At 43.6% G+C, this 23,410-nt stretch carries 23 protein-coding genes and 1 riboswitch; of the genes, 15 read left to right on the forward strand and 8 right to left on the reverse strand.

The window, feature by feature from the left end:
* Together MKX41_RS03480 and MKX41_RS03485 are read right to left on the reverse strand one after the other, a co-directional pair.
* Positions 1-672 (reverse strand): zinc metallopeptidase, encoded by a 672-nt coding sequence (locus MKX41_RS03480; RefSeq protein WP_042186846.1) that lies wholly within the window; start codon positions 670-672, stop codon positions 1-3.
* Positions 673-707: 35 nt separating this feature from the next.
* Positions 708-1,142 carry a MerR family transcriptional regulator gene (locus MKX41_RS03485; protein ID WP_042186848.1) on the reverse strand — a complete coding sequence of 145 codons (435 nt, stop codon included), beginning with the start codon at positions 1,140-1,142 and terminating at the stop codon, positions 708-710.
* 546 nt (positions 1,143-1,688) lie between these two features.
* On the opposite strand from MKX41_RS03485, the gene MKX41_RS03490 reads away from it, so the two are divergent.
* The 3 genes from MKX41_RS03490 to MKX41_RS03500 are packed head-to-tail and all read left to right on the forward strand — an operon-like array spanning position 1,689 to position 4,942.
* Positions 1,689-3,083: an ammonium transporter gene (locus MKX41_RS03490; protein ID WP_042186849.1), complete on the forward strand. Its 1,395-nt coding sequence runs from the start codon at positions 1,689-1,691 to the stop codon at positions 3,081-3,083.
* A gap of 39 nt (positions 3,084-3,122) precedes the next feature.
* Entirely contained in the window at positions 3,123-4,196 is a 1,074-nt protein-coding gene (locus tag MKX41_RS03495; RefSeq protein ID WP_340974808.1) for a DUF294 nucleotidyltransferase-like domain-containing protein, read from the forward strand.
* Positions 4,193-4,942 carry an exonuclease domain-containing protein gene (locus tag MKX41_RS03500; protein WP_340968695.1) on the forward strand — a complete coding sequence of 250 codons (750 nt, stop codon included), beginning with the start codon at positions 4,193-4,195 and terminating at the stop codon, positions 4,940-4,942. Before MKX41_RS03495 ends, MKX41_RS03500 begins: the two co-directional genes overlap by 4 nt.
* On the opposite strand, the gene MKX41_RS03505 is transcribed toward MKX41_RS03500, so the two are convergent.
* Entirely contained in the window at positions 4,924-5,406 is a 483-nt protein-coding gene (locus tag MKX41_RS03505; RefSeq protein ID WP_340968697.1) for a M67 family metallopeptidase, read from the reverse strand. The two genes, MKX41_RS03500 and MKX41_RS03505, sit on opposite strands and share 19 nt — an antisense overlap.
* Positions 5,407-5,556: 150 nt before the next feature.
* On the opposite strand from MKX41_RS03505, the gene MKX41_RS03510 reads away from it, so the two are divergent.
* Positions 5,557-6,120 carry a TlpA family protein disulfide reductase gene (locus tag MKX41_RS03510; protein ID WP_340968699.1) on the forward strand — a complete coding sequence of 188 codons (564 nt, stop codon included), beginning with the start codon at positions 5,557-5,559 and terminating at the stop codon, positions 6,118-6,120.
* A gap of 95 nt (positions 6,121-6,215) precedes the next feature.
* On the opposite strand, the gene cimA is transcribed toward MKX41_RS03510, so the two are convergent.
* Positions 6,216-7,835 carry a citramalate synthase gene (cimA, locus tag MKX41_RS03515; protein WP_149643956.1) on the reverse strand — a complete coding sequence of 540 codons (1,620 nt, stop codon included), beginning with the start codon at positions 7,833-7,835 and terminating at the stop codon, positions 6,216-6,218.
* A 179-nt stretch (positions 7,836-8,014) separates the two neighbouring features.
* Between cimA and MKX41_RS03520 the strand changes: the two genes are divergently transcribed.
* From MKX41_RS03520 to MKX41_RS03530, 3 genes are all read left to right on the forward strand, one after another.
* On the forward strand, positions 8,015-9,346 hold the full coding sequence (locus MKX41_RS03520; RefSeq protein WP_371915713.1) for a DNA polymerase IV: 1,332 nt from the start codon (positions 8,015-8,017) through the stop codon (positions 9,344-9,346).
* Between the two features lie 150 nt (positions 9,347-9,496).
* On the forward strand, positions 9,497-9,739 hold the full coding sequence (locus MKX41_RS03525; protein WP_042186857.1) for a ferredoxin: 243 nt from the start codon (positions 9,497-9,499) through the stop codon (positions 9,737-9,739).
* Positions 9,740-9,873: 134 nt separating this feature from the next.
* Complete coding sequence (locus tag MKX41_RS03530; RefSeq protein WP_340968702.1) at positions 9,874-11,307, forward strand: L,D-transpeptidase family protein; 1,434 nt, start codon at positions 9,874-9,876, stop codon at positions 11,305-11,307.
* Here MKX41_RS03530 and MKX41_RS03535 read toward each other — a convergent pair.
* Positions 11,304-11,441 (reverse strand): hypothetical protein, encoded by a 138-nt coding sequence (locus tag MKX41_RS03535; RefSeq protein ID WP_167348489.1) that lies wholly within the window; start codon positions 11,439-11,441, stop codon positions 11,304-11,306. The genes MKX41_RS03530 and MKX41_RS03535 overlap by 4 nt on opposite strands.
* Positions 11,442-11,652: 211 nt before the next feature.
* Here MKX41_RS03535 and MKX41_RS03540 point away from each other — a divergent pair, with 211 nt between their 5' ends.
* From MKX41_RS03540 to MKX41_RS03565, 6 genes are all read left to right on the forward strand, one after another.
* Complete coding sequence (locus MKX41_RS03540; protein WP_340968704.1) at positions 11,653-12,747, forward strand: quinone-dependent dihydroorotate dehydrogenase; 1,095 nt, start codon at positions 11,653-11,655, stop codon at positions 12,745-12,747.
* A 30-nt stretch (positions 12,748-12,777) separates the two neighbouring features.
* Positions 12,778-13,590 carry a GTP pyrophosphokinase gene (locus tag MKX41_RS03545; RefSeq protein WP_042126350.1) on the forward strand — a complete coding sequence of 271 codons (813 nt, stop codon included), beginning with the start codon at positions 12,778-12,780 and terminating at the stop codon, positions 13,588-13,590.
* Complete coding sequence (locus tag MKX41_RS03550; RefSeq protein ID WP_094872292.1) at positions 13,580-14,032, forward strand: DUF309 domain-containing protein; 453 nt, start codon at positions 13,580-13,582, stop codon at positions 14,030-14,032. The genes MKX41_RS03545 and MKX41_RS03550 overlap by 11 nt, the downstream gene beginning before the upstream one ends.
* A gap of 102 nt (positions 14,033-14,134) precedes the next feature.
* A complete protein-coding gene (locus tag MKX41_RS03555) occupies positions 14,135-15,661 on the forward strand; it encodes an RsmB/NOP family class I SAM-dependent RNA methyltransferase (RefSeq protein ID WP_340968707.1) in 1,527 nt (508 codons plus the stop codon).
* A 2-nt stretch (positions 15,662-15,663) separates the two neighbouring features.
* On the forward strand, positions 15,664-16,428 hold the full coding sequence (locus MKX41_RS03560) for a pseudouridine synthase (RefSeq protein WP_340968708.1): 765 nt from the start codon (positions 15,664-15,666) through the stop codon (positions 16,426-16,428).
* A gap of 31 nt (positions 16,429-16,459) precedes the next feature.
* Entirely contained in the window at positions 16,460-17,260 is an 801-nt protein-coding gene (locus tag MKX41_RS03565) for a Cof-type HAD-IIB family hydrolase (protein ID WP_042186870.1), read from the forward strand.
* A 153-nt stretch (positions 17,261-17,413) separates the two neighbouring features.
* Here MKX41_RS03565 and MKX41_RS03570 read toward each other — a convergent pair whose 3' ends face one another.
* Both MKX41_RS03570 and MKX41_RS03575 read right to left on the reverse strand, forming a co-directional pair.
* The gene (locus tag MKX41_RS03570; RefSeq protein WP_340968709.1) at positions 17,414-19,027 is read right to left on the reverse strand and encodes a DUF4179 domain-containing protein; all 1,614 of its coding nucleotides are present in this window, start codon (positions 19,025-19,027) and stop codon (positions 17,414-17,416) included.
* A complete protein-coding gene (locus tag MKX41_RS03575) occupies positions 19,011-19,529 on the reverse strand; it encodes an RNA polymerase sigma factor (protein WP_340968710.1) in 519 nt (172 codons plus the stop codon). The genes MKX41_RS03570 and MKX41_RS03575 overlap by 17 nt, the downstream gene beginning before the upstream one ends.
* A 204-nt stretch (positions 19,530-19,733) precedes the next feature.
* Positions 19,734-19,825, forward strand: a riboswitch (cyclic di-GMP riboswitch).
* Between the two features lie 117 nt (positions 19,826-19,942).
* Between MKX41_RS03575 and MKX41_RS03580 the strand changes: the two genes are divergently transcribed.
* Positions 19,943-20,791, forward strand: a complete 849-nt coding sequence (locus tag MKX41_RS03580) for a DUF6612 family protein (protein ID WP_340968711.1) — start codon at positions 19,943-19,945, stop codon at positions 20,789-20,791.
* Between the two features lie 81 nt (positions 20,792-20,872).
* Here the strand turns inward: MKX41_RS03580 and MKX41_RS03585 are convergent, their stop codons facing one another.
* Complete coding sequence (locus tag MKX41_RS03585) at positions 20,873-21,889, reverse strand: CapA family protein (RefSeq protein WP_340968712.1); 1,017 nt, start codon at positions 21,887-21,889, stop codon at positions 20,873-20,875.
* A 269-nt stretch (positions 21,890-22,158) separates the two neighbouring features.
* Here MKX41_RS03585 and MKX41_RS03590 point away from each other — a divergent pair, with 269 nt between their 5' ends.
* Positions 22,159-23,397, forward strand: coding sequence for an FprA family A-type flavoprotein (locus MKX41_RS03590; RefSeq protein ID WP_076298532.1), 1,239 nt, complete (start codon positions 22,159-22,161; stop codon positions 23,395-23,397).
* Positions 23,398-23,410 lie beyond the last annotated feature (13 nt).

Here is a 23,410-nt window from a genome sequence, read left to right on the forward strand (position 1 = left end):
TTAGTCGCGGTTACCTAAAAAGACGGTAATCAAACGAAGCAGTTCGAGTAAGGAGACTAGCGCGGCGGCAACGTACGTTAATGCAGCTGCGTTTAGGACTTTGGCTACTCCGCGTTCCTCTTCGTTACGAATGTAGCCTTGCTCTACCATGACTTGACGTGCCCGATTGCTGGCATTGAACTCAACTGGGAGTGTCACAAGCTGGAAGGCAACAGCGGCCGAGAAGAAAATGATACCAAGGCCTACAAGATTAAAGTAACCGAATATAAATCCTGCCATAAGCATGAATGGTGCTATACCTGATGCAAAATTAACTACTGGGAACATCCGGTGACGTAGTGTTAACATAGGATAACTTACTTTATGCTGAATGGCGTGACCCACTTCGTGACAAGCGACTGAGACTGCTGCGATAGAACTCTCATAATAAACAGGCTCTGATAAGCGTACAACTCTGTGAATCGGATCATAGTGGTCAGAAAGCGTACCTCTTACAGGCTCAATCGGAACATCGTGAAGTCCATTTGCGTCGAGCATGCGTCTAGCTGCTTCATATCCTGTCAGACCGTTTAAGTTGGCCACCTTGGACCATTTGCTGAATGTCCCTTTAACTCTGAACTGGGCCCATAACGAAAAAATAAAAGCGATAATTACTAATAGATACATTCCCATAGCTGCATTCCTCCACTGTATTGTAAATATGGTATTTACATTGGCGGTCCTTGCGTAAGCAATAGAAGCCGAATCGCCTCCATGCAGGCCACTCCTTGTGGGAGTAAGTTAGAGAGCGCGCGTCTGGCCTGTCCCGGCTTCAGACCGCTTATAATGGGTTCAAGTGCCTTTACTTCACGTTCTAGTCGTTGCATATGCTGCTCAAGCTCGACTAATTTATCGGATACGTCAGTTTCAGGAGTAGCCTCGCTCCATTTGCTCATCATGGATTTGATTTCTTCCAATGAATACTTGTCATGCTTTAATTGATTAATACGTTCTAAGTCGACCAAGGTTTCATGACTGTAAAGTCGGTAATTTTTGGTGCTTCTTGACTCTGGGGAGATTAACCCCAATTTCGTGTAATAATCAATGGTGCGCTCACTGATGTGAGCAGCCTTAGCTAATTCTCCAATTCGATATAGAATCATATCCCCATGCTACCTCGCCTCACTAATCGAATTCGACTGTCCATAAAGGATAGTCGTCTCCTATATTGGTGGTTTCTATTATGCTATCTGTAATGATAACAAACTGGAAACCATACAGTCAAACGTCATACTTTCATAAAGTATATGCATTAAAGAGAGGTTAATTCATGAAATGAAATGCGTTGTTTATATACAATACACTCAAACTCCATGTGATATCAAATTTGAACCGATTATGCTCATTAATAAATCCTAACTATAAACATGACATTTAATGTTATGTTTATTGGAGAATCAATAAGGATAATTCGATAAAAAAGTAATATTAGAGCGGATCTTCACGTAGTTATTTCAATGAATTCATAGCTGTATGGGCCTAGAATACTGAGATAGTCCAAGTGTACTATGGAGAATTTGTGAGTTTAGTGAAAATAAAATAAAAACATTCCCAAAAATAGTCTTGTCAATTTACCTGACTTCTGATTATAATGACATTAAGAGTTTCACGCTTTGTTAGAAAATATAACATTGGGGAGTGGGGTAAAAATGAAAAAGAAATGGTTGATGATGTTACTGGCCATGATTACGCTGATGGTTTATCCGGTAAGTGCTTTTGCGGCGGACGGTCCAACAAATGCAGATTTGCAGGTCGGATTGGATACCGCGTTTACCTTCCTGGCATTCATCTTAGTTTTCTTTATGCAAGCAGGGTTCGCGATGCTTGAAGCAGGATCAGTTCGAATGAAGAATGCAGGTCACGTAGCCGGTAAGACGGTGCTGACACTAGCCATTGCGAGTGTATGTTTCTGGGCCGTTGGCTTTGGACTTGGCTTCGGTAACGGTAACGGCTTCTTCGGTACTACAGGTTTCTTGTATGGCGGAGATTCAACAGCATCTTCATTTGAATCACTTGCATTTTCTGATGTTACTTTAAATGTTAAATTCTTGTTCCAAATGGCGTTTGCAGCAGTTTCCTTAGCTATCGTATCTGGAGGCATGGCAGAACGTGCAAAGATCAGTGTGTACATTATATTCGGAATTTTATTCTCAATTGTAATTTATCCTGTCGTAGCACACTGGGTATGGGGCGGCGGCTGGTTGGCTGAGCTGGGAATGCAAGATTATGCAGGTTCTACGGTTGTCCATCTTACTGGTGCCACTGCAGCGGTAGTAGCAACCATATTGCTTAAGCCACGACTTGGTAAGTTTAATAAAGAAGGTAAACCTGTTATTATTCCAGGTCATAACCAAGTATTTACTGTACTCGGTGTAATTATCCTCTGGTTTGGTTGGTTCGGATTCAATCCAGGTAGTGCTTTGTCCCCAATGGGAGGTTTCTTCGGTCACGTAGCATTAACCACTAATATCGCAGCAGCAGCAGGCGGTTTGGCGGCATTAATTGCTTCTTGGTTGTATTTTGGTAAATCTGATATTCCAGCAATGCTGAATGGTGTTCTAGCTGCATTGGTTGCGATCACTGGTGCATGTGCTTACGTTGAACCATGGGCAGCAATCATTATTGGTTTAGTAGCGGGTGCGTTCACATTCATGACTTCCCAATGGCTGGAACGTGCAGGACTTGATGATCCAATCTATGCTTTCTCGGTACACGGTATTGCGGGAATGTGGGGCGCAGTTTCCACGGGTCTATTCGCTGCACCGGATCTTATTACTAAAGGTGCTTTGGTAGGGGAAGCCGGATTGTTCTACGGTGGAGGTTTCCACCAACTGGGTGTTCAAGTGCTTGGGGTAGTAGGAACATTTGCTTTCGTAGCCGTGCTTTCATTCATTATCTTATATGTAATGAAGGTAACAACAGGACTTCGTGTTACGGAAGAAGAAGAATTGATGGGCCTAGATATCAGTGAGCATGGTACTTACGGATACCCTGAACAAATGAAATTAATTGCAGAATCGGAATCCAAAACCCTTAAACAATAATATGAATCCTCAGATAGGGAGGCGGACCGTGTGGCTTCGATGGAGTTAACAGACGGGTATGATGAAGAAAGCTTTAGTACCATCGTTTTAGCCGGTTCGCCACAGGAACTTAGGGAGAGGCGAATTGCCTGCCAAAGTATTCTACTGGAACAGTTGAATGTAATTCCGATTGAGGAATGGATGTTTCGTGTGAATACAATGCATGATCTTATTGCAGAGACTGCAGTACTAATATGTGAGGCGCAGATGAAAGAGGCGGGCTATGGCCCGCCTCCCTGTGCTTATTCATTTATTGTGTTTGGCAGTAGTGGAAGGCAAGAAGCTACACTGTGGAGCGATCAGGATAATGGTTTGATCGTTGAGGGTGAACCGGATGGGGAGAAGAATAGATACTTTGATTTTTTTGGAATGATGTTATCCGATCTGCTTGAAGAAGTGGGATATGAGAAATGTGCAGGCAAGGTAATGTGCTCCCAAGGGATGTGGAGGAAGACGTTATCGGAATGGAAGGAGCAGCTGAAGGAATGGAGAACCCAGTTGGAATGGGAGCCAATTCGGTATCTTATCATTTCTTCAGATATGCGTCATGTTGCGGGAAGTACGGAGTTATCAGCATTGTGGCAAGAGGCTTTCTATGAGGGTTTTATTGACAATGAGGAGTTGTCTGTGGCTGTTCTTCGCAATACAGTCCGCCATAAAGCGACTTTAAATCTGCTGGGACAGGTGTTAACAGAGCGCTTTGGGGATTATGCAGGTGGATTTGACATTAAGTATGGAGTCTATATCCCGGTAGTGAACATTGTTAGACGCTTATCGTTATTGCATCATATTAGAGCTAGCTCGACCTTAGAGCGAATTGAAGAGCTTGAAAGACTTCACAAATATCAACATCTGGATGATATTCGGCGAGCTTTCTTATTGGCGATGCGGATGCGAGTGAACACGCCATTTAGTGTCCAGAATGGCTTGTTAATCAGCAGTGATTATATTGCTGAGAGTGAACTGAAGAATAAGCAGCTGTTGTCTGAGCTGCGTGAAAGTCTGCTGCTTGTTAGACGCCTTCATCGGGCGTTGCAGCGTCAGCTCCGCTCAGCGGAAAGGTGGCGAACATGAGGGAGCCAAGCAAGAATGGAGGATTCTGGAACAACCTGAGACAAGGTGGAATGCCGTCGGCAATCGCTTCGATGAGAGGGGGAGAAACTGCTCATCAGACTGCGCAGCAAATGGCCTACATCCGATCTCTCATGCGTGAGAAGCGTCGTCCTGAGGTGCTGCGTACTCCGCTGTCTGAACTGGAGACGGTTATATTTGATTTAGAGACGACGGGATTTTCTCATCAGCATGGAGATGAAATTATGTCGTTTGGTGCAATTAAGGTTGTTGGAGAGGAAATTAAGGAAGATGAATGCTTTTACACCTTGGTGAATTGTCAGACGGCAATTCCAGAAGATATTACGAGGTTAACAGGGATAACGGAAGAAATGACACAATCCGCCCCATCCTTAATTGATGGCCTTCATAATTTCATGTCCTTTGTGGGGCAAAATGTGCTAGTGGCACATGCAAGTTCGCATGATAAAGCTTTTCTCAATGCCGCGCTATGGAGAACTTCTAAAGTTCAGCTTACACACCGGGTGCTGGACACGATGATGCTTGCACGTTGGCTCGAGCCGCAGCGAAATAACTATACACTCGATGAACTGTTATTTGTCCATGAAATTCCGATTCATGGACGTCACAATGCATTAGAGGATGCCAAAATGACAGCCCGGCTGTGGGTGGCTTATCTTCGCGAAATTTCGGAGCGGGGCCAAGTAGATACCTTAGGCGATTTATATGCTTATTTAAGTAGAACGTGAAGCGGGGCGTGAGATAGTTCAGGGAAAGGGAAAGCTGTTCCTTGTTCATTTGAATACCGCTCAATATAAAATCCATTCAGAAATGGAGAGCAGCCATCTTCAGTTCTGGGAGAACCAATAAGGTAGACCTTAAATTCAGATCCAAGTGCTGCTAATCCTTTATAATCGGCAACCGAAGGTACAGGTTCTGAATTTGGGTGGGAATGAAATAAACCGATGAGTGTCGGCTCATTGTAAAGAACATGAATCCACTCTTCAGGATGGGGAGTGAATGTGTGCAGCGGGTCTGGCGCTACGTTGCGCATAGGTACGTAAGTATCGATGAGCATGCCACCCGCTGCGGCAGCACCCAGCAGGACTCCGCATGCTTCATGCGGGTAACTGGACAGCAAGTGCTTCCCCAGCGCTTGCTGTACGGAATATTTCAGTCTTATAGGCTGGACATTTCCCTGTAATGCTGCCATTTGTTCACCCCTCTCTCTTCATTAGGGTTTCGTCGCTGACGATACCCTCTTTTTATTTTTCTTTTTGTCTAAAAAATGGATGGTTTGAAATTGAAGTTAATGAGGGTACAATAGTAGAAAACTATTCCATTCGAAAAGGAACAGATCCCTATGAAAGCAGTAAATAAATTGAATATCACGATAGTGATTCTTATTGTAAGTGTAGCTGTGTTTGCGGTGTGGCATAATCGTGAGCCGAAGGCTACGGCTGTTTTTGGACAACAAGATGAGCCGCCAATGAAAATAGGACCTAAGGCTGGACTGCTCGCTCCCTCATTTTCACTCCAAGGAACGGATGGGACTACATATGTAGTTGACGGGCCGCGAGAGAAGGCAGTCCTCGTTAATTTCTGGGCTTCATGGTGTGATCCCTGCAAGGAGGAAGCTCCGGAGCTTAACACCATGGCCACTAAGTATAAGGATGTTCTAGATATTTATGGTATTAATGTGAGTAGTCAGGATTATAAACCCAATGCAGAACGTTTTATTAAGAAATACGGTCTTGTGTTCCCGGTTATGTTTGATGTGAAAGATGAGGTGTACAGCAAATATAACGGGGCAGTATTTCCTACCAACGTGCTTATTGACAAGAATGGAGTGATCTCAGAGATTATTCTGGGCATTCTTAGTCCGGAAGAGCTGGAGAAAAAAATTATCAAGCTTACCGAATCATAAAGGATCTCACCAAAGAATTATAAAAGGCCCCCTTCATTACAGTTAAACTGTTGAAGGGGGTTCTTCGTCATATGAATGCTTATGAAAGGTATGAATTAATGATTTACTAGGCCTCTAGGTTCAGTACTTCCAGACTGTTTATTTTCCAGCGAGAGTTGATTCAGAAGTGCGTAGCGCATACTGTCAACAAGCGCTTCCCAGCTGGCTTCAATAACGTTACTGGAGACGCCTACCGTACTCCAAGTGTCTGTGAAGTTCTTGGATTCAATCAATACTCGTACTTTCGCAGCAGTCTGATCCTGCTCATCTATAACACGGACCTTATAGTCGGATAGATGCATTTCCTTCAATTGCGGGAAGTAGGTCTGCAGCGCTTTACGAAGAGCGTTGTCGAGTGCATTGACCGGACCGTTACCTTCAGCAGCGGTATAAAGGTTCTCATTGCCAACCTTCAGTTTAACGAAGGCTTCAGATACAACTGGATGCTCTGCGGTTTTTTCGACTAACATCTTGAAGGATTCAAAGGTAAAGGTTTCGTTCATCTCGCCAGTAGCTTCCCGAAGTAATAGCTCCAGCGAGGCATCGGCACCTTCGAATTGATACCCCTGATGCTCCATCGTTTTGATCTTCTCGATCACCCGGCGAGCTTGCTCGCTGCTTGGATCCAAATTCAAACCCATATCTTGCGCCTTGGAGAGCACATTGCTCTGTCCAGCCAGTTCAGAGACCAGTACACGTTGTTTATTCCCGACAAGCTCAGGAGCGATGTGCTCATAGGTCCGTGAATCACGCATGATGGCGGAGACATGGATTCCACCTTTGTGTGCGAAAGCTGCATTTCCGACATAAGGTTGATTTACCGGCAGATTAACATTGGCAACTTCACTAATATAGCGTGCTGTGTTCGTAAGCTGCGGTAAAGAATCACCAGGAATACAGTGGTATCCCATTTTGAGCTGAAGGGTAGGGATGATGGAACATAAGTTGGCATTGCCGCATCGTTCGCCGTAACCATTAATGGTACCTTGAACTTGCCGTGCTCCAGCACCGATGGCGCTAAGTGTATTAGCTACCGCTAGCTCACAGTCATTGTGAGTGTGAATTCCGAGATTTGCTCCAGGTAGCTGCCCAGCCAGAGCGGTAACAATCTCATGAATTTCAAAAGGCAATGTTCCACCGTTGGTATCACACATTACAAGCCAATCTGCTCCGGCTTCCCGGGCTTTGGACAGAACGGCTGCTGCATATTCAGGATTGTTCTTGTATCCATCAAAGAAATGCTCGGCGTCAAAAATTACTTCAAGGCCTTTGCGTTTCAAGTAGGATATGGAGTCGCCAATCATGGCGAGATTCTCCTCAAGCGTAGTCTGTAATGCAGTGTGTACATGAAAATCCCAAGACTTTCCGACGAGTGTAGCAGCAGGAACTCCTGCATCAATCATACGTTTTAAATTGTCATCGTTTTCGGCCAAGGAATTCTTCCGCCGTGTGCTGCCGAACGCTGTGATTTTGGCGTTCAGATGAAGCTCCTTGACTCTTTTAAAAAATTCAATGTCTTTATTGTTGCTTCCCGGGATGCCACCTTCAATATAGTGCACACCCAGATCATCGAGCTTCTTGGCAATCTTCAGCTTGTCGTCAGCCGACAGACTGATGCCTTCACCTTGGGTGCCGTCGCGTAATGTAGTATCGAAGATGGAGATGGACTTAGACATGAGTGTCCTCCTAAAAGTTTTGTAAGCTTCGTCTTCCGGATTCACTTCGTGCAAAACTCACATCGGAAGCATTGGCAAGGGAAATGAATTTATATATTATAGCATTTTTACGCGGGAATGTAACAAAGAACTTTACAGCTTCTTAAGTTGACCTAACCGCAGCGGAGAGGTATTCTAAATTGGACAATAGAGACCCTGAGGATAAGAAGGTAGATATTGTGCAGAATGTTGATCAGTATTATCCAACGAGTGGCAGGGTTATCCTGCATGTGGATATGAATGCTTTTTATTGCTCGGTACATGAGGCAGAGGATCCTGACCAATTCAGAGGTAAGGCTACTGCGGTTGCGGGTAGCGTTGAATTACGGAAAGGGATTATTGTTACTTGTTCGTATGTCGCCCGCAGATTGGGGATCTCGACGGGTATGCAGGTTCAGAAGGCGCTTCGTATTTGTCCATCGCTTATCGTTATTAAGCCGGACTTCCATTTATACCGCAAATATTCTAATGCGTTTATGCAGATTGCTTATAGCTATACACCATTACTGGAAGCAGTGTCGATAGATGAATGTTACTTAGATATAACTGGCTCCAGGCAATTCGGTACGCCTATGGAAATTGCGGAAACTATTCAGCGCCGTATAATGGAAGAATTGGGCTTGCCATGCTCCATTGGTATTGCTCCAAATAAGCTCCTGGCGAAGATGGCTTCGGATTTAAAAAAGCCAAATGGTATTTCGGTGCTGCGGCTGCGGGATGTACCTAAGATTTTATGGGATAAGCCATGTAATGAAATGTTCGGTATCGGTGGAAAAACGGCAGAGAAGCTCCGTAAGCTGGGAATTTACAGCATTGGTCAATTAGCGGCGTCTGATGAGAAAATGCTGGTTGAGAATTTTGGAGTTATGGGCTCATGGCTAAAGCGTGCAGGGAACGGCATCGATCATGGGATAGTAAATCCTGAGCGAGAGCAAAGTAAGTCGATCGGACACACCACTACACTGCCGCGGGATGTTATTGGCCTTGCTGAGGTACGCCCCATTTTGCTGAATCTAAGTGATCAGGTAGCGCGGCGCTTGCGAAAGCAAGGGCTTGTGGCTTCAGGTGTGCAGCTTACCATTCGGACACCGGATATGAAGACCATTACTCGTTCGCGGCAGCTTGAGGCGCCTTCAGAGAGTGGAGAAGATATCTACAAGTCTGTCTGTGATCTTTATGTTCGACATTGGAATGGTGAGAAGCCTGTTCGACTGCTTGGTGTGACCTTGCAAGGATTGATCGCTAAAGAGGATTCTGCAATACAGTTGGATTTGTTCGATTACGAACAGCAGCCTAAGAAAGAGTCACTGACCAAGGCCATGGATATGCTTCGCAATAAGTTTGGTGAAAATGCAGTTTTGACCGCTGGGATGTTAAGTGACACCCATTCTGCAAGGCTACGTAATCATAAGGAACGAGGCACCTCACTGCAAAAGGATAATCTGTTGTCTGTTGAGTCAGATAAAGATTGATAAAACGTGTCGAAATTGATACTATAGAATGCGTCAGAAATGCAAACGTATTGAAAATCAATTGAAATTGTATTCTTTTTATATTAATATGAGAAAAATAAGACGCTGGTTCAACAGCGCAGCATTGCTTAACGGGAGGCAGAGAAAAAAATGGCTAAGTACACTTGGGTCGAAAAAGACACTTGTATCGCTTGTGGTGCATGTGGCGCAACGGCTCCTGATATTTTTGATTACGATGACGAAGGTTTGGCAGAAGTTATTTACGAAAATGACAGAAACTGCGGTGTGACAGCGATTCCGGACGATTTGTTTGATGATCTCCAAGATTCCTGTGATGGTTGCCCAACCGACTCCATTAAAATTGCGGACGAACCTTTTAACAAAGAAGGTTAATTACTCGATAAAGAGTAACGTGCGACACCAGATAAAGACATCTTCTGCGAACATTTTGTTCGGCTAGGGATGTCTTTTTTGCTGTGTCTGACCGATATTAATAAAGTAGGAATTATAAACTCTCGGAGGTTCCGATGAAGAACTCACAGCACCTCAAAGCATATGTACAGATGCACCCAGATAACAAAATGGCATGGTACTTGCTGGGGAAGGAATACTATAAGAACGGTCAACATGGAAAAGCTAATTATTGCTTCAATCAGGCTGGTGAAGTGTATGAGGCTTTCGAGCATAGTAAGGTACCTGCTGAAATGCTGCGCGAATACGAAGATGGATTGCTGCAAGCGAGTCGCCAGCGTGAGCGCGGCCAACAAAGATTGAGATACATATCACTGGCGCTAATGCTTCTTATACTGTTAATGGTACCTTCAGCAGTGGCTCCGGGTATTGGTGTTACTGAAGAACAAGAAGTCCTTCAAGACACGGCAGCTCCAGAAGTCAAAGATCTGCCAGATCCCAAAGACTCCGTCCAAGAGTCAGTTATTGACGCGAAAAAAGTGATGTATACAGCGCAAGAAAATGCAACTGAGGCTTCGCAAGGAAAGTTAATGGCGAAAATGCTAATGCGTAAAGAACCTTTTGAAGCTGCTGCGTTAGGGATGGAGCGAGAGGGGAAATGGCTGCTCTGGAAAGAAAAGCTTCCGCTAAATTTCACACTGCAAAAGAATGGAAAGGGCCGGATGGTATATCAGTCTTACGATCCTAAGGCATGTGCATGTGAGCCGCCAGAGCAAGGGCAACTCGCCAAGGATGGAGCAGAATGGCAGGGTGACCAAGAGGAGCTTGCCACACTATGGAGTGCAATCCGGGCTTATCAAGATGCTAAAGGGAAGCTTCCAGATACATTAGCGGATTTGACGGGATCTTTTCCTGAGAACTGGATAGGTGGGACGACAACCGTCATGAAGCGGGAATTCAGCCCTCTTAAAGCGGTGGCTAAGAACAAGATGGCACCGGGAACAGAAGACATAGCGGAGCCTTCAAACTCATCTAACGATGGTGTGAGGACTATACCGACAGCATTAAGTGTGAGTGGAAGTGTTGCGAGAGACGTTCCTTTTTTTGATCAGCCGCTGAAGGTGGTTGTGGATAAACAAAATCACCGGTTGGCGGTAGTCAGCGGTTCTATTATTCTACGAAATTATGCGGTAGGACTTGGCGGAGATAAGACACCAGAGGGGAATTTCGTGATTACAGATAAAGTCGTCAATCCAAATGGTCGAGATGATGGGGATTTCGGTAGCAGAGGGCTTCAGCTTTCGGACAGTAATTATGCTATTCATGGCACGAATGAGCCTGACAGTGTTGGTAAGGATGAATCCCTTGGATGTATTCGAATGGGCCGAGAAGATGTGGAGGAGCTCTTCGCGCTGATTCCTAAAGGTACAACAGTAGTGATTAGTAAAGGGGTTCTGCCTGAAAAGCAGCTTGTGCCGGCTAAACGCTTCAGCTCTACTGCTAAGCATGATCAGACCAACCCCCACAAAGTATACCACTGGCTGAATTAGTTTCCTGCAACGATAAACAGAACGATGATTAGAAGAATTAGTAAAGTTAAACTGACGCCAATCCACATTAGCGCTTTACGGTTAACTTCTTCTTTCTTTTGCTGCAAAGTTGGTGGTTTACGTTTAGTAGACATATTGGGCATACCTTCTTTCTCTCTTAATCGCTGATTACACCTATATTGTAATGCGTTTACAACAAAATTACTATACTCTGCGTTATGTACTCAACATACTCGCACTGTAAAATACTTTTCTTTTGTTCAAGAAAAGGCTAAAATTAAGAAGAAACCTACAGAAACGGGTAGACACGTGGATTAGTGAAGTACCCCTTAAGGAGCGAGAACGGTGTTGTATCGTAATTTTGGTAAACCAATTTTTTTCAAGATTGATCCCGAGAAGGCTCACCATCTCGTCATAGGTGGATTGGATAAATCGTCATCAGTGCCAGGTGGAAGCGCGGCGCTACGTTTAATGTACGGAGTTCCTGAAACGGCGGATTTAGCGGTTGATCTGTTTGGCACGCATTTCCCGACGCCAGTTGGACTTGCTGCAGGTTTAGATAAAAATGCCGATGCGGTAGTCGGATTCTCTTCGATCGGGTTTGGATTTATGGAAGTGGGCACGGTTACCCCTAAGGGTCAACCAGGTAATGATAGCCCTCGTTTGTTCCGTCTTCCTTCGGATGAAGCGCTGATTAATCGAATGGGCTTCAATAATGAAGGGGCTGATGCTATGGCACAGCGTCTGAAGAAATTAAAGAATCGGAGAATTCCTATAGCAGTTAATATTGGCCGGAATAAGATAACTAGTAATGAAGCGGCTCATGAAGACTATCGTCAGTGCATCCGTACGCTTTATCCGTACGGTGATTTTTTTGTGGTCAATATTAGCTCGCCGAATACACCTGGTCTTCGCAATCTCCAGCATGGCAGTGAATTATCGTTCCTGCTGGCTCAAGTGAAGGAAGAAATGGAGATTCAGCGTAAAGCGACCGGGATTACCAAAAGCTTGTTGGTTAAGATAGCACCAGACGTAAGTGATGAAGAGCTGGAGTTTATGGTTCAGACACTGACAGAAGCTGGTATGGATGGTATTATTGCTACGAATACTACATTGAACCGTGATGGACTTAGTCATGAAAAGGCTAATGAGACGGGGGGCTTAAGCGGCAAACCGCTGCGGGACCGCTCAACGGAGATCATTCGCAGTATTTATCGCCAGACGGAAGGAAAGATGCCGATCATAGGATCAGGCGGCATTTTCACCAGTCAGGATGCGTATGACAAGATAAGAGCAGGTGCGAGTCTGGTCGAAATTTATACAGCTCTCATCTACGAAGGACCGGAGGTTAACCGCAAATTGCATGCCGGATTACGGCAGCTATTACGGCGGGATGGATTCAGTCATATCTCTGAAGCAGTGGGCGCTGATCATCACTGAAGGAGACGAAAGGACAGGAGGACGAAGGCGATGGACGGCAGGGACTGGGGAACTTTTTTGCTTCCGTATGAACAGACTGTGGAAGAATTGAAAGTTAAATTCAAAACAATGCGTTCGGAGTTGAAGAAAAGAGAGGAATACACGCCGATAGAATTCGTAACGGGGCGTGTAAAGCGGCTGTCAAGCATTCTGGAAAAGGCTAAACGGCTGAATGTGAAGATGGAAGATCTGGAGACGGGGATTGAAGACATTGCAGGAATTCGGATCATGTGCCAATTCGTGGAGGATATCCGCAGAGTGGCCGAATATATCCGGGCCCGTAAGGATCTTGAAGTACTCTATGAGAAGGATTACATCACTAATTATAAAGAGAGCGGCTACCGCAGCTTCCATATGATTATTAAATATCCTGTGCAAACAGCACTTGGCCAGAAAATTGTGCTCGCGGAGATCCAAATTCGTACGCTAGCTATGAATTTCTGGGCTACCATAGAGCATTCCCTGAACTATAAATATCGGGAGAGTCTACCCGATGAAATGCGTGTTCGACTAAAGACGGCAGCTGAAGCAGCATCGATCCTCGACAGTGAAATGTCCAGTATTCGGGAAGAGATTCTGGAAGCACAGAAGACATTCGAGGAAAACTCGAATATGACCACTCAGATTCTCAAGGCCATTCATCAATTGTATTTCTATCACTTGGTGAATGAGGCTATAGATACGCAGGCTCGCTTTAACGAAATATGGCAGGTTCAGGATATGGAAGCGATGAAGGAACTTCTAGATCATGTGCGGGGACTTCTTTCCGCAGCTAAAAAGGATAGTTTGCCGGATGGCTTATGAACCATTGTACTTGGAATACCTAGTGTACTTTAATCGTGACAGGGATTATTTCGAATGTCACGAGGTACTCGAAGAACTGTGGCTTGCCCAGGAACGAGATCCTTTGTACAAAGCACTTCTCCAAGTAGCGGTAGGGTTATACCATTTTCGCAATCAGAATGTGCGCGGTGCAGCTATTATGCTGAGTGGTGCTTCTGCCAAACTGGAAGAATATCCAGCAGCGACACTCGGTATTAATCTGGCGAAACTCGTGGAGGAAGTGAAAGATTATGTTCGGCGCTTAGCATCATATGATGAGCGGCCATTTTCTTATTACGATCTAACCATAGAGATTATTGATCCGAGTCTAGCGGACCAAGTGGAGAATGCAGCTGTAGCTATCACACCGAATAACCCTCAACGACGTGGTCCTCAGAGACCGACATCCTTTCATCGTAAGTAAAAGATCCTCTATATATGAGTATTGTATAAGGGACACCCGTAGGGGTGTTCCTTGAATATTTAAACACCTAAATTTTTGCAATACTATCAGGAGGACGGCATCATGGCGGCACAATTGCCCAGTTCTTTCAGCGAGCGTATGATGGACATGCTGGGAACAGATTATAATCAATTTGCGGATTCTTATAAGGAAACCCCATACGGAGGCGTCCGTGTTAACACCTTGAAGATTTCCGTGGAGAGCTTAAAGGCTCTTTCTACTTTAGGACTGGAACCCATTCCTTGGTGTCCGACAGGATTTTATACAGAGAATGGGGCTAGACCTGGTAAACATCCTCACTACCACGCAGGTTTATATTACATTCAAGAGCCGAGTGCGATGGCACCTGTGGAATTGCTTAATATTGAACCAGGTGATCGTGTACTTGATTTATGTGCCGCCCCTGGGGGGAAATCTACACAGATTTCAGCCAAGCTGTTAGGTGAAGGATTGCTGGTTAGTAATGATCTTCATCCAGAACGGACTAAAGCTCTAGCTAAAAATCTGGAGCTGTATGGGGTTCGTAATGGTATTGTACTGAACGAAAGTCCAGATCATATCGCGGCTGCATTCCCGCTTTTTTTTGACAAGATCTTGATTGATGCTCCCTGCTCTGGTGAAGGGATGTTCCGTAAAGATGAAGACATGGTGAAGCAGTGGGATTCAGGTACACCTGCCAAATATGCTTCCATGCAGCGGGATATTTTACGTTCTGCTGCAACAGCATTGGCACCGGGAGGTACACTTGTCTATTCCACCTGTACCTTTGCTACAGAAGAAAATGAGGAAATTATAGCGGAGTTTATTTCTGAACATCCACAGTTCTCAGTGGTAGCGGTAGGAGGTACAGGCTCATTCGCTCCTGGCTTCGGAGAACTCTCAGGTACAGCAAGACTGTGGCCGCATAAGGTGAAAGGCGAAGGACATTTCATGGCTGTATTGCAACATGGGGGAACTAAGCGCTCAATGGAGGAACGTGATCACTTAGAGGTCAAGTTAAACGAATCTGCAAGAGCAAGAACTACTACTCCAAAAAGTGCAGCACACGTTAAATCATCCAATAAATCAGAAGGAAGACGGGGGAAAGAAGGGAAACCCTCTCACAAATCTACTGGTGGCGCTGACCGTGGTCGGCAAGTTTCAGGTGACGAGCAAGCTTTGACTGCGTATGGAAATTTTGTGCGAGATCAGCTTGGTTGGGAACCTCAAGGATATCCGGTTCTGTTCGGTGATCATCTGTACATTTCTCCACTTCCTAAGGAAAGACTAAATGGATTAAAGACGATCCGCCCGGGATGGTATGTAGGACAAATCCGTAACGGAAGATTTATTCCAGGGCATCCAATGGCTACAGCTTTGCATCCGGAAGAAAGCTGCCGAAGTGTCTCACTCTCCAGTACGAATCATGAAGCTATTTCCTATCTTAAAGGAGAGACGTTGTCGATTTCTCAAGAACGTCTCTCTATTAGAATAGGAAGTGCCCAAAAGGGATACGTTCTGGTCTGCATTGATGGCTACAGCGCAGGCTGGGGTAAGTGGCAGGATGGCATACTCAAGAACGAATATCCTGCAGGCTGGAGGTGGATGTAACAATGAGCCAATCAGGTAAGCCCGCCAAAAAACAACGATTAGATAAAGTGTTGTCCCATATTGGAGTGGGGTCGCGCAGTGATATCCGTAAACAAGCTAAACAAGGCTTAATATTGGTGAACGGGACAGTGGTAAAAGATAGTGGGTTCCATGTGGATCCTTATGCCGATAAAATAGAGGTAGGGGGAGAGGTTGTTACCTACCGTGAATTCATATATCTTATGATGAACAAACCCCCGGGTGTCCTGTCAGCTACGGAGGACAAGCGGGATCGGACGGTTTTGGATCTTTTAAAGCACGAATATGCACAGTTTGAACCGTTTCCTGTAGGAAGGCTAGATAAGGATACTGTGGGACTGCTGCTGATCACTAATGATGGGAAGCTTGCCCATGAATTGCTGTCGCCACGTAAGCATGTCCCGAAAACGTACGAGGCAACCATCGAGGGCGATGTAGGCGCGGATGATGTCGCGGCTTTTGCAGCAGGGGTGGAGCTGGAAGATGGCTACGTTACTTTACCTGCACACTTAACCATTCTTGGAAGAGAGCGCGGCAGCAAAGTGATTTCCCATATTTCACTTATCATCACTGAGGGGAAATTTCATCAGGTGAAGCGTATGTTTCAGGCGGTAGGCAAAAAAGTCACTTTTCTGAAACGCGTATCTATGGGAGAATTGAAGCTGGATGAAAGTCTGCCGCTGGGAGCTTGTCGGGAACTAACGTTAGAGGAACTGGCACTCTTAGGCACAGAATCATCTCAAGGATAATATAGAAAAAGAAAGACAAGGATGGTGGAGTATGAGATACAAACTGATTGCACTAGATGTGGACGGTACGCTATTAAATGATGATCACCACTTAAGCTCTGAGAATAAGGAAGCTATTGCTGAGGTTACACGTCTTGGCGGTCAAATCGTATTGTGTACGGGACGCAGTCCACAGAACTCGATTCCTTTCATGGAGGAAATGGGGCTGACTGGTTACGTGCTTGGTCACAATGGAGCAGCGACGGTACGAGTGGAAGATCGAGAAGTGCTGCATCAATATGGTATGGATGCACGTGGTCTTGACCCCTATATTGACTATTGCCGTAAGCACAATATTCATTATGATGTGAATACTGCTTTTGATATGTATGTTGATAATGTAGAGAATCTGACTAAAGAAGCTAATTATATGTATGAGCACTTCCGTATTGTGCCAGCGACGCTACCAGCCTGGGAAGATTTCCGTGAACCGGTTGTTAAGTTTACTGTATTTACACAGCCAGAAATCCTTGACGAAGCTGAACGTGAATGGCGTACTTGGGCTCCTGAGTACAATATTTTGCGGAGTGGTGAATTTTTCGTTGATTTGATGCATCCCGAATCTTCTAAGGGAAACGCATTAAGAAATCTCGCTGTGAAGTTGGGAATTCCGCAAGAAGAAGTCCTCTCAATCGGTAATTATTTTAATGATATTTCTATGCTTACCTATGCGGGGATGGGCGTGGCGATGGATAATTCTCCTGTAGAGGTAAAAGCGGCAGCGAATGCTGTTACGGGTTCGAACAATGAGCATGGTGTGCGTGATGCGCTGGTTAAATATTGTTTATCCTAATAATGGAAAGCATAAGGCGGACTTGAGTCCGTTCTATGCTTTTTTTGTTATGAAGGAAATAAAAGAGATACATAACAGAATTGATTCTATCCAAAAAATAACCCGCCCTTAGGATTAACTAAAAAGGGCGGGACAATAGATTAACTTCCTGTATTAAAGTTTAATTTCCTCGTTCCGGCTAGGAGCGCTATATTTATAGATACCAGGGTTCAGTTCGATTTTTTCGTCGAAAGGAATATCTTTGTAGCTATCAATATTAGTTCCTGTAGATATCATGCCCTTAGGTGTAATTTCAGGCACCACTTCTTTGCCATTAATCCGTAACGTAGTTTGGTTAACGCTTTTGAAGTGAGGAGATTTGGATGATGATTCAACAATCAAATTTTCGCCTTCAGTATAGTACGTGAATTCAATGTCTAATCCATCGACATCAAGTGAAGTGAACTGTTTTTCTTCTTTAGGTTTGTTTATTGTGATCCAATTCTTACTGGTATCACGTTTCTCAATGACAGCATCCTTTAATATAAGTTTCATTGGAACATCGGACCAGTTGTTATACCATTCCGGAGATTCAAATTGAAATAAATGCTGGTAGCTTTCGGAATGATCTCCTTTCAAATTCCAACCCCCAGTGATTGTTTTATCACCTATAACCAACTGAGCGGTATTATAGTGGACAATTCCTTTTTTAAGCGAATCATTTTCATCTATTAGAATTTGGATATCCAAAGGGGTAACCACTAGCTGATCTAAGGTTATACCGGTCTTTTCTTGAAATTCAGGACTGTTATACAGTTTCTTAGTGTAAATCGCCTCACTTGCTTTTTGTCCATCTGCTTTAAAATCGAACTTCCATGTACCTGAAATACGTTTCGCTTCTTCAATGTAACTAAAATGAAGACTAGCTTCCTTCCAATCTGATTCAGTTATATTGAAAACCTGTTCAATAAATAAATCCGATCCTTCGTTAGGCATGATGGTTGGAATTGCCTCATTCTCTTGACCTGCAGTACTAACTACCAAATGTGGGTTACCCCGTCCTAAGTCAGATGGTGATGCAGCGACTTTGTAACGGATAATGGTTTGATTGGAAACATGTCGAACGGATTCGATTTGAATGCTTGGATATTGCTTAACTCCAGTATCGATTGTATCCCCTGCTTGATGATTAGATTGTAAGGGAATATTCTGATTACGGTAAAAAATGAGATTCCGTGCTTCAAACTTGTAGTCCTTTTTATCATCCTTTAATGTATCAGGTGTCTCATATACTCCAATGAGTTTCTGGCTTTCAGGATCGTATTCTAAATAACCGTATACCTTTGCCTTGGCACCGGATTCACTAGTCATGGTGTTTTCCTCTGTAGCAAATCCAGTATATTGGGATAGATCAGATTTAGTATCAAGTGATAACAGCATTTTCATTTTTTCTCCGTCAGTTACAACACCGTTCAAATTCATTGTTACTCCTGAACTGGAAGCTTGAAGATTATACTGTTGACCGATGCCGTTATTTATTGCATTGCTCACACTTCGCCCACCAATTTTATCCCAATTAATCGTCATACTAGCGAATACAGGAATGGCGACAAGTAAGAGGCAAGAGAAGACGATGCTGATAGGAACAACCTTTTTATTAGGCCTAGGAGTATTCTGGGAGGCATTCAGATTTCTTTGACGTTTATATGCTTCTTGTTCTATGGTAGTCCACATCAAATCATAATCCGGTCGGGGAATATGTCTATCTTTTTCAATATACAGATTCATTACTACTCAGCTCCTTTAGTTGAGTTCCACCCATTCTATTTAGTATTTTAAGTCCCTTGTTCAGTCTGGATTTTACAGTTCCTTCGGGTATGCTCATAACTTTAGAGATCTCGGGTACAGTCAATTCGTTTATAAAACGAAGGACTACTACCATTCTGATTTTGTCGGGAAGCTGACTGTATAACCCTTGTAATTCTTTTTTAGTTTCCTGTCGATCCAACCGTTTTTCTACAGGGTTTGATTCCTCAGACCTGGATAGTAAATAATTACGTACTTCTTTCATCCACCCCGTCTTACGCCTTTTAATCACACTGTTGCACTCATTCGAAGCAATTCGTAAAATCCAAGATTTCAAGTTTCTTACCTTAGACTTATCCGCTAAGATAACCTTTACAAATACCTCTTGGCAAATATCCTCTGCATCTGCCTGATTTTTCATTAAGTAGTAACAAAAATAATATACTTGTTCTTTATAGAGCTCGAAAATTTCTCGGTCACACATTTTGCTGCACCCCCTGTCTTTGCTGTTCTCATTAATAAGACTTATAAGCGTATGTAATCGTTCATTTTTCATTTTGAGTGAAGTATTTCTTCTGAGCATCATAGCGAATTTGAATGGAAGATAAGTCGTTTACAGGTAATTATAACCATGATAAAATTAGCGGTGGGACATGCGTCCGTAAGCTAATTAAAACTAATTGAATGTCCGCGTTAAAGGTAAAATCATCGAAAGATGATGACACAAAGCCATGGGTCTAAAGCCTTTCTACAGAAGGAAATGATCGCCAGGCCGCCATAGGGATATCTTATGAAGCATAAAGGATAGCTCTAAGAATATGTAGTCTATTTTGAGCTCTTTTATTATTTCGATCTATACGGCGTTACATTATCGCAAGGGGCCGAAAGGGGAAGTACATGAACAGTTTTTTCAAAACAATAGGCACTAGTTTGGCAGTAGGTGCTATATTGCTGTCCGGAACGATCGGATGGATGTCTAATCCAGGAGTAGTGTCAGCAGCTACCTCAACAGTAGTAACCGCGGATCAAATGATTAGCAAAGTAACGGCAGCCTCTAAAGCAATAAAGAATTTTCACTTAGATGTGATCAAAAAACAGGATATTCAGAGCGGTGGGGTACGTATCAGCAACACTAACACACTGAAGCTGGATATTAATCGACTGCCGAATTTTGCTGCAGCTGGCACCGTTGATAGTAGTCTTTTAGAAACATCGTACAGTCTATATGCCAATGACAAGGAGTTTTACTATCTTGTAGACGGAAGTGAACTGATCGATGAATCTGAAGATGAAGGTTACGACGATGACGGTGAGCCAATCGATCCTGATGCGCAGTATTGGATTGGACTGGAGAAGATGGAGTGGGATTCTTTTTATTCTAAAGGTCAATACGATCCTGTTTCCATGCTTGATTCGGTAAAAAATTATAAAAAATCTATGAAAGTCAGCACTGCCGGTGCTCAGACCGTCCTGCAGTTCACGGTAACCGATCCGACAGCAGCTAAGGGAATAATCAAACTCTATGACCAGGAGAACCTCTGGGATGGTGAGACAGTTCAACCTAAAAGCGTAACTTGGAAATTATTCGTCAATACTAAGACCTGGCAAACGGAAAAGCTGACAGTCGATCTGAGTTATGTACTGACAAGTGACGGAGAAAAAGATACATACAACACGAAAATCGAAGCTAAATATTCCAAGAATAACAAAGGTACAACCATTGTAAAACCGGCCGAACTAGAATAATAAGGTCGATTTCATATTGAGCAAAAAGCGCTGTTCTGTAGAACAGCGCTTTTTGCTGTATTCTCTATTTTAATAACGTTTCTATTCCTTCTTTAAGATTGTTGTCGTATGTTTCAACATTCGATTCATGAGATTTCGCCGCTCTGTTTTTATGTCGGTGGCGCTTCTCTTTAATGCGTCGCGGATGGGGATGATCTCTGTAATTTTCCTGCCGCTTTTTATTCTTCGATCTACACAAGTCGGGATGTAACCTACGTTAGTTATACTCGTGTTTCCTTTTTCATCCTTCTTTATTTTAAGCGTAAGTATGATACCGCTTTGTGTATAAGGAATATTCATTAATTTAGTAGAAACAAAATTCCCCAATGAGTAAATAACGAATTGTTTTTTTCCACGAAGCGCTAACGGTTGAAGAACATGTGGGTGAGACCCCAGTATGATGTCGGCGCCATTTTTAAAGAAGAGATTGACCAGCTCTTTTTGCCTCTTGTTTGGAGTGTAACGATATTCGCTTCCGAAATGCAGATAAAGCAAGACTAGATCGACTTTCTTTTTTAAATCTCGAATCTCCCGAATGATCTTGGGCGTAGATATCCGATTAACCAGCCATGGCTTACTCACTGGTACAGGAATTCGGTTAGTTCCTGCTGTGTAGGAGAGGATGCCAATCGTAATTCCTTTGACGTTTTTAATAAGCGTTCTCTTGGATTCTTCTAATGATTTAGCTGTTCCCGTGTGGTCGATTCCATTACGGTCCAGAACTCGTAACGTCCGAACCAGACCCGGGGCACCATAATCCATGCAATGATTGTTGGCCGTTACTAATACGTCGAATCCGGCTTCCTTAAGTGCAGGGGCCAGTTCGTCTGGACATTTGAATATCGGACCGCCTGATCGTGGGCTTTTCCGGCATTCGGGGCCACTTCCAGCAAAGGTGGTTTCGAGATTGCCAATCGTCAAATCAGCCTGTTTCAGATAAGGAGCTACTTTTGCAAACAGGGGGCTGAACGAATAGGCTCCATCAGGCTGTTTAGCATCCGAAATAATATAACGTTTGACCATTAGATCTCCCACAGCAGCTATTTGTATTTCAGTCATGGATATCCACCTTTTTATTATTTTCATTAGGATATGGTATAAAGTTGTTATGGGTTATTCTTTCTTTAAGGCGAAGTGCAAACATTTGTGTGGCTTTTTATTTAAAATGTGACCCAACGCATAATCACTTTATTTAGATCGTCTAAATTAAAGGTATTCATTTTTTTCAAACTTTCATAATTTGATTCAAATCCTCTTTTTTGTTTGGCAGCCATAATAAAATATGGTTGTTGATAAACATTATCAATCAAACATTGGAGGTTATAGAAATGAGTACACAATTCAAGAAAATCGCCGAGGATATTTACTGGATAGGCAAAATTGATAACCGTCATGTTCCTTTTCATCGCCTGATTCTAGAAAAAGGAACTACCTATAATTCCTACTTATTAAAAACAGGTAAGCCGACTGTCATTGATACCGTAGATATGGAATTCGGACGTGAATATGCCGAGTGCCTGGGTGAAATGATTGATCTTCTAGATATTCATTACATTGTCATTAACCATACAGAGCCTGATCACTCTGGTGGACTGGCAGCTCTCGCTGCCAAGGCTGCAAACGCCACGATCGTATGCACCGAGATTGCTGTTCCAGAATTGCAGGAAATGTACAAGCTTCATAGCCGGAACTTCCTGGTGGTGAAAGATGGAGACAAGCTGGATATTGGTGGGAAAACGCTGCTGTTTAAAGAAACACCGTATCTCCATACCGCAGAAACGATGATCACCTATTGTATCGAAGATCAAATCTTATTTCCTTGTGATATTTTTAGCACGCATGTTGCGGTGGAGAATCTATTCAGCGATGAAGCCGGGTTTGATATTACGGAAGATTTCCAGGGCTATTACGCAGCAATTATTCATCCTCACAGAAGATATGTAAGAACACTGTTAGAGGCTGTTAAGGATCTTGAGATCCGGATGATCGCTCCTTCCCATGGGTTTGTGATTCGGAAGGACATACGTAAATATATCGGGATGTACGCCACGTTGAGCCGTGAAACGACGCAAGGAAAAAAGGCAACCATCGTATATACCACCATCAAAAACAGTACCAAGAAGATGGCCAAAATCTTACAGGATTGCTTGCAGGAAAATAATATAGAGACAGAGGTCTGGGATGCAGATAAAAGTAGTGCCACCGATATTCTGAACAGTATAACGTCAGCTGACGCGGTCTTTATTGGCAGCTCCACTAAATACGCGGACATGATTGGGAACCTGGAGAACATTCTGAAAGAATTGCACAATATGAATCTGGAAGGTAAACTTGCTGCAGCCTTTGGCTCCTACGGCTGGAGTGGTGAAGCCATTGAAGTCATTCAGGATTATCTGAATGGAACAAATATGACGGTGCAAAGCACATCTGAGGTTATTAAATCCACGGGGATGACACATGTAGAGTTCCCTGTACGAATCAGATTTTCCCCGAAAGAGCCTGAGAAAGTTCAAAAAATTAAAAACGCGGCTGAATTTGTTTCGGATTTGCTGCTGAGTTCATTTTAGGGAGGAGGAACAT

This window comes from Paenibacillus sp. FSL R5-0475 (assembly GCF_038004585.1).
Lineage (GTDB): Bacteria > Bacillota > Bacilli > Paenibacillales > Paenibacillaceae > Paenibacillus_AQ.

What these genes read in the sequence shown, in the direction of transcription:
- MKX41_RS03580 (WP_340968711.1), top strand. Translation starts at nt 19,943, where the DNA reads ATGAACAGTTTTTTCAAAACAATAGGCACTAGTTTGGCAGTAGGTGCT.
- MKX41_RS03490 (WP_042186849.1), top strand. Translation starts at nt 1,689, where the DNA reads ATGAAAAAGAAATGGTTGATGATGTTACTGGCCATGATTACGCTGATG.
- MKX41_RS03590 (WP_076298532.1), top strand. Translation starts at nt 22,159, where the DNA reads ATGAGTACACAATTCAAGAAAATCGCCGAGGATATTTACTGGATAGGC.
- MKX41_RS03560 (WP_340968708.1), top strand. Translation starts at nt 15,664, where the DNA reads ATGAGCCAATCAGGTAAGCCCGCCAAAAAACAACGATTAGATAAAGTG.
- MKX41_RS03585 (WP_340968712.1), bottom strand. Translation starts at nt 21,889, where the DNA reads ATGACTGAAATACAAATAGCTGCTGTGGGAGATCTAATGGTCAAACGT.
- MKX41_RS03480 (WP_042186846.1), bottom strand. Translation starts at nt 672, where the DNA reads ATGGGAATGTATCTATTAGTAATTATCGCTTTTATTTTTTCGTTATGG.
- MKX41_RS03525 (WP_042186857.1), top strand. Translation starts at nt 9,497, where the DNA reads ATGGCTAAGTACACTTGGGTCGAAAAAGACACTTGTATCGCTTGTGGT.
- MKX41_RS03545 (WP_042126350.1), top strand. Translation starts at nt 12,778, where the DNA reads ATGGACGGCAGGGACTGGGGAACTTTTTTGCTTCCGTATGAACAGACT.
- MKX41_RS03505 (WP_340968697.1), bottom strand. Translation starts at nt 5,406, where the DNA reads ATGGCAGCATTACAGGGAAATGTCCAGCCTATAAGACTGAAATATTCC.
- MKX41_RS03575 (WP_340968710.1), bottom strand. Translation starts at nt 19,529, where the DNA reads ATGTGTGACCGAGAAATTTTCGAGCTCTATAAAGAACAAGTATATTAT.
- MKX41_RS03555 (WP_340968707.1), top strand. Translation starts at nt 14,135, where the DNA reads ATGGCGGCACAATTGCCCAGTTCTTTCAGCGAGCGTATGATGGACATG.
- MKX41_RS03495 (WP_340974808.1), top strand. Translation starts at nt 3,123, where the DNA reads ATGGAGTTAACAGACGGGTATGATGAAGAAAGCTTTAGTACCATCGTT.
- MKX41_RS03550 (WP_094872292.1), top strand. Translation starts at nt 13,580, where the DNA reads ATGGCTTATGAACCATTGTACTTGGAATACCTAGTGTACTTTAATCGT.
- MKX41_RS03530 (WP_340968702.1), top strand. Translation starts at nt 9,874, where the DNA reads ATGAAGAACTCACAGCACCTCAAAGCATATGTACAGATGCACCCAGAT.
- MKX41_RS03510 (WP_340968699.1), top strand. Translation starts at nt 5,557, where the DNA reads ATGAAAGCAGTAAATAAATTGAATATCACGATAGTGATTCTTATTGTA.
- MKX41_RS03485 (WP_042186848.1), bottom strand. Translation starts at nt 1,142, where the DNA reads ATGATTCTATATCGAATTGGAGAATTAGCTAAGGCTGCTCACATCAGT.
- cimA (WP_149643956.1), bottom strand. Translation starts at nt 7,835, where the DNA reads ATGTCTAAGTCCATCTCCATCTTCGATACTACATTACGCGACGGCACC.
- MKX41_RS03535 (WP_167348489.1), bottom strand. Translation starts at nt 11,441, where the DNA reads ATGTCTACTAAACGTAAACCACCAACTTTGCAGCAAAAGAAAGAAGAA.
- MKX41_RS03500 (WP_340968695.1), top strand. Translation starts at nt 4,193, where the DNA reads ATGAGGGAGCCAAGCAAGAATGGAGGATTCTGGAACAACCTGAGACAA.
- MKX41_RS03570 (WP_340968709.1), bottom strand. Translation starts at nt 19,027, where the DNA reads ATGAATCTGTATATTGAAAAAGATAGACATATTCCCCGACCGGATTAT.
- MKX41_RS03565 (WP_042186870.1), top strand. Translation starts at nt 16,460, where the DNA reads ATGAGATACAAACTGATTGCACTAGATGTGGACGGTACGCTATTAAAT.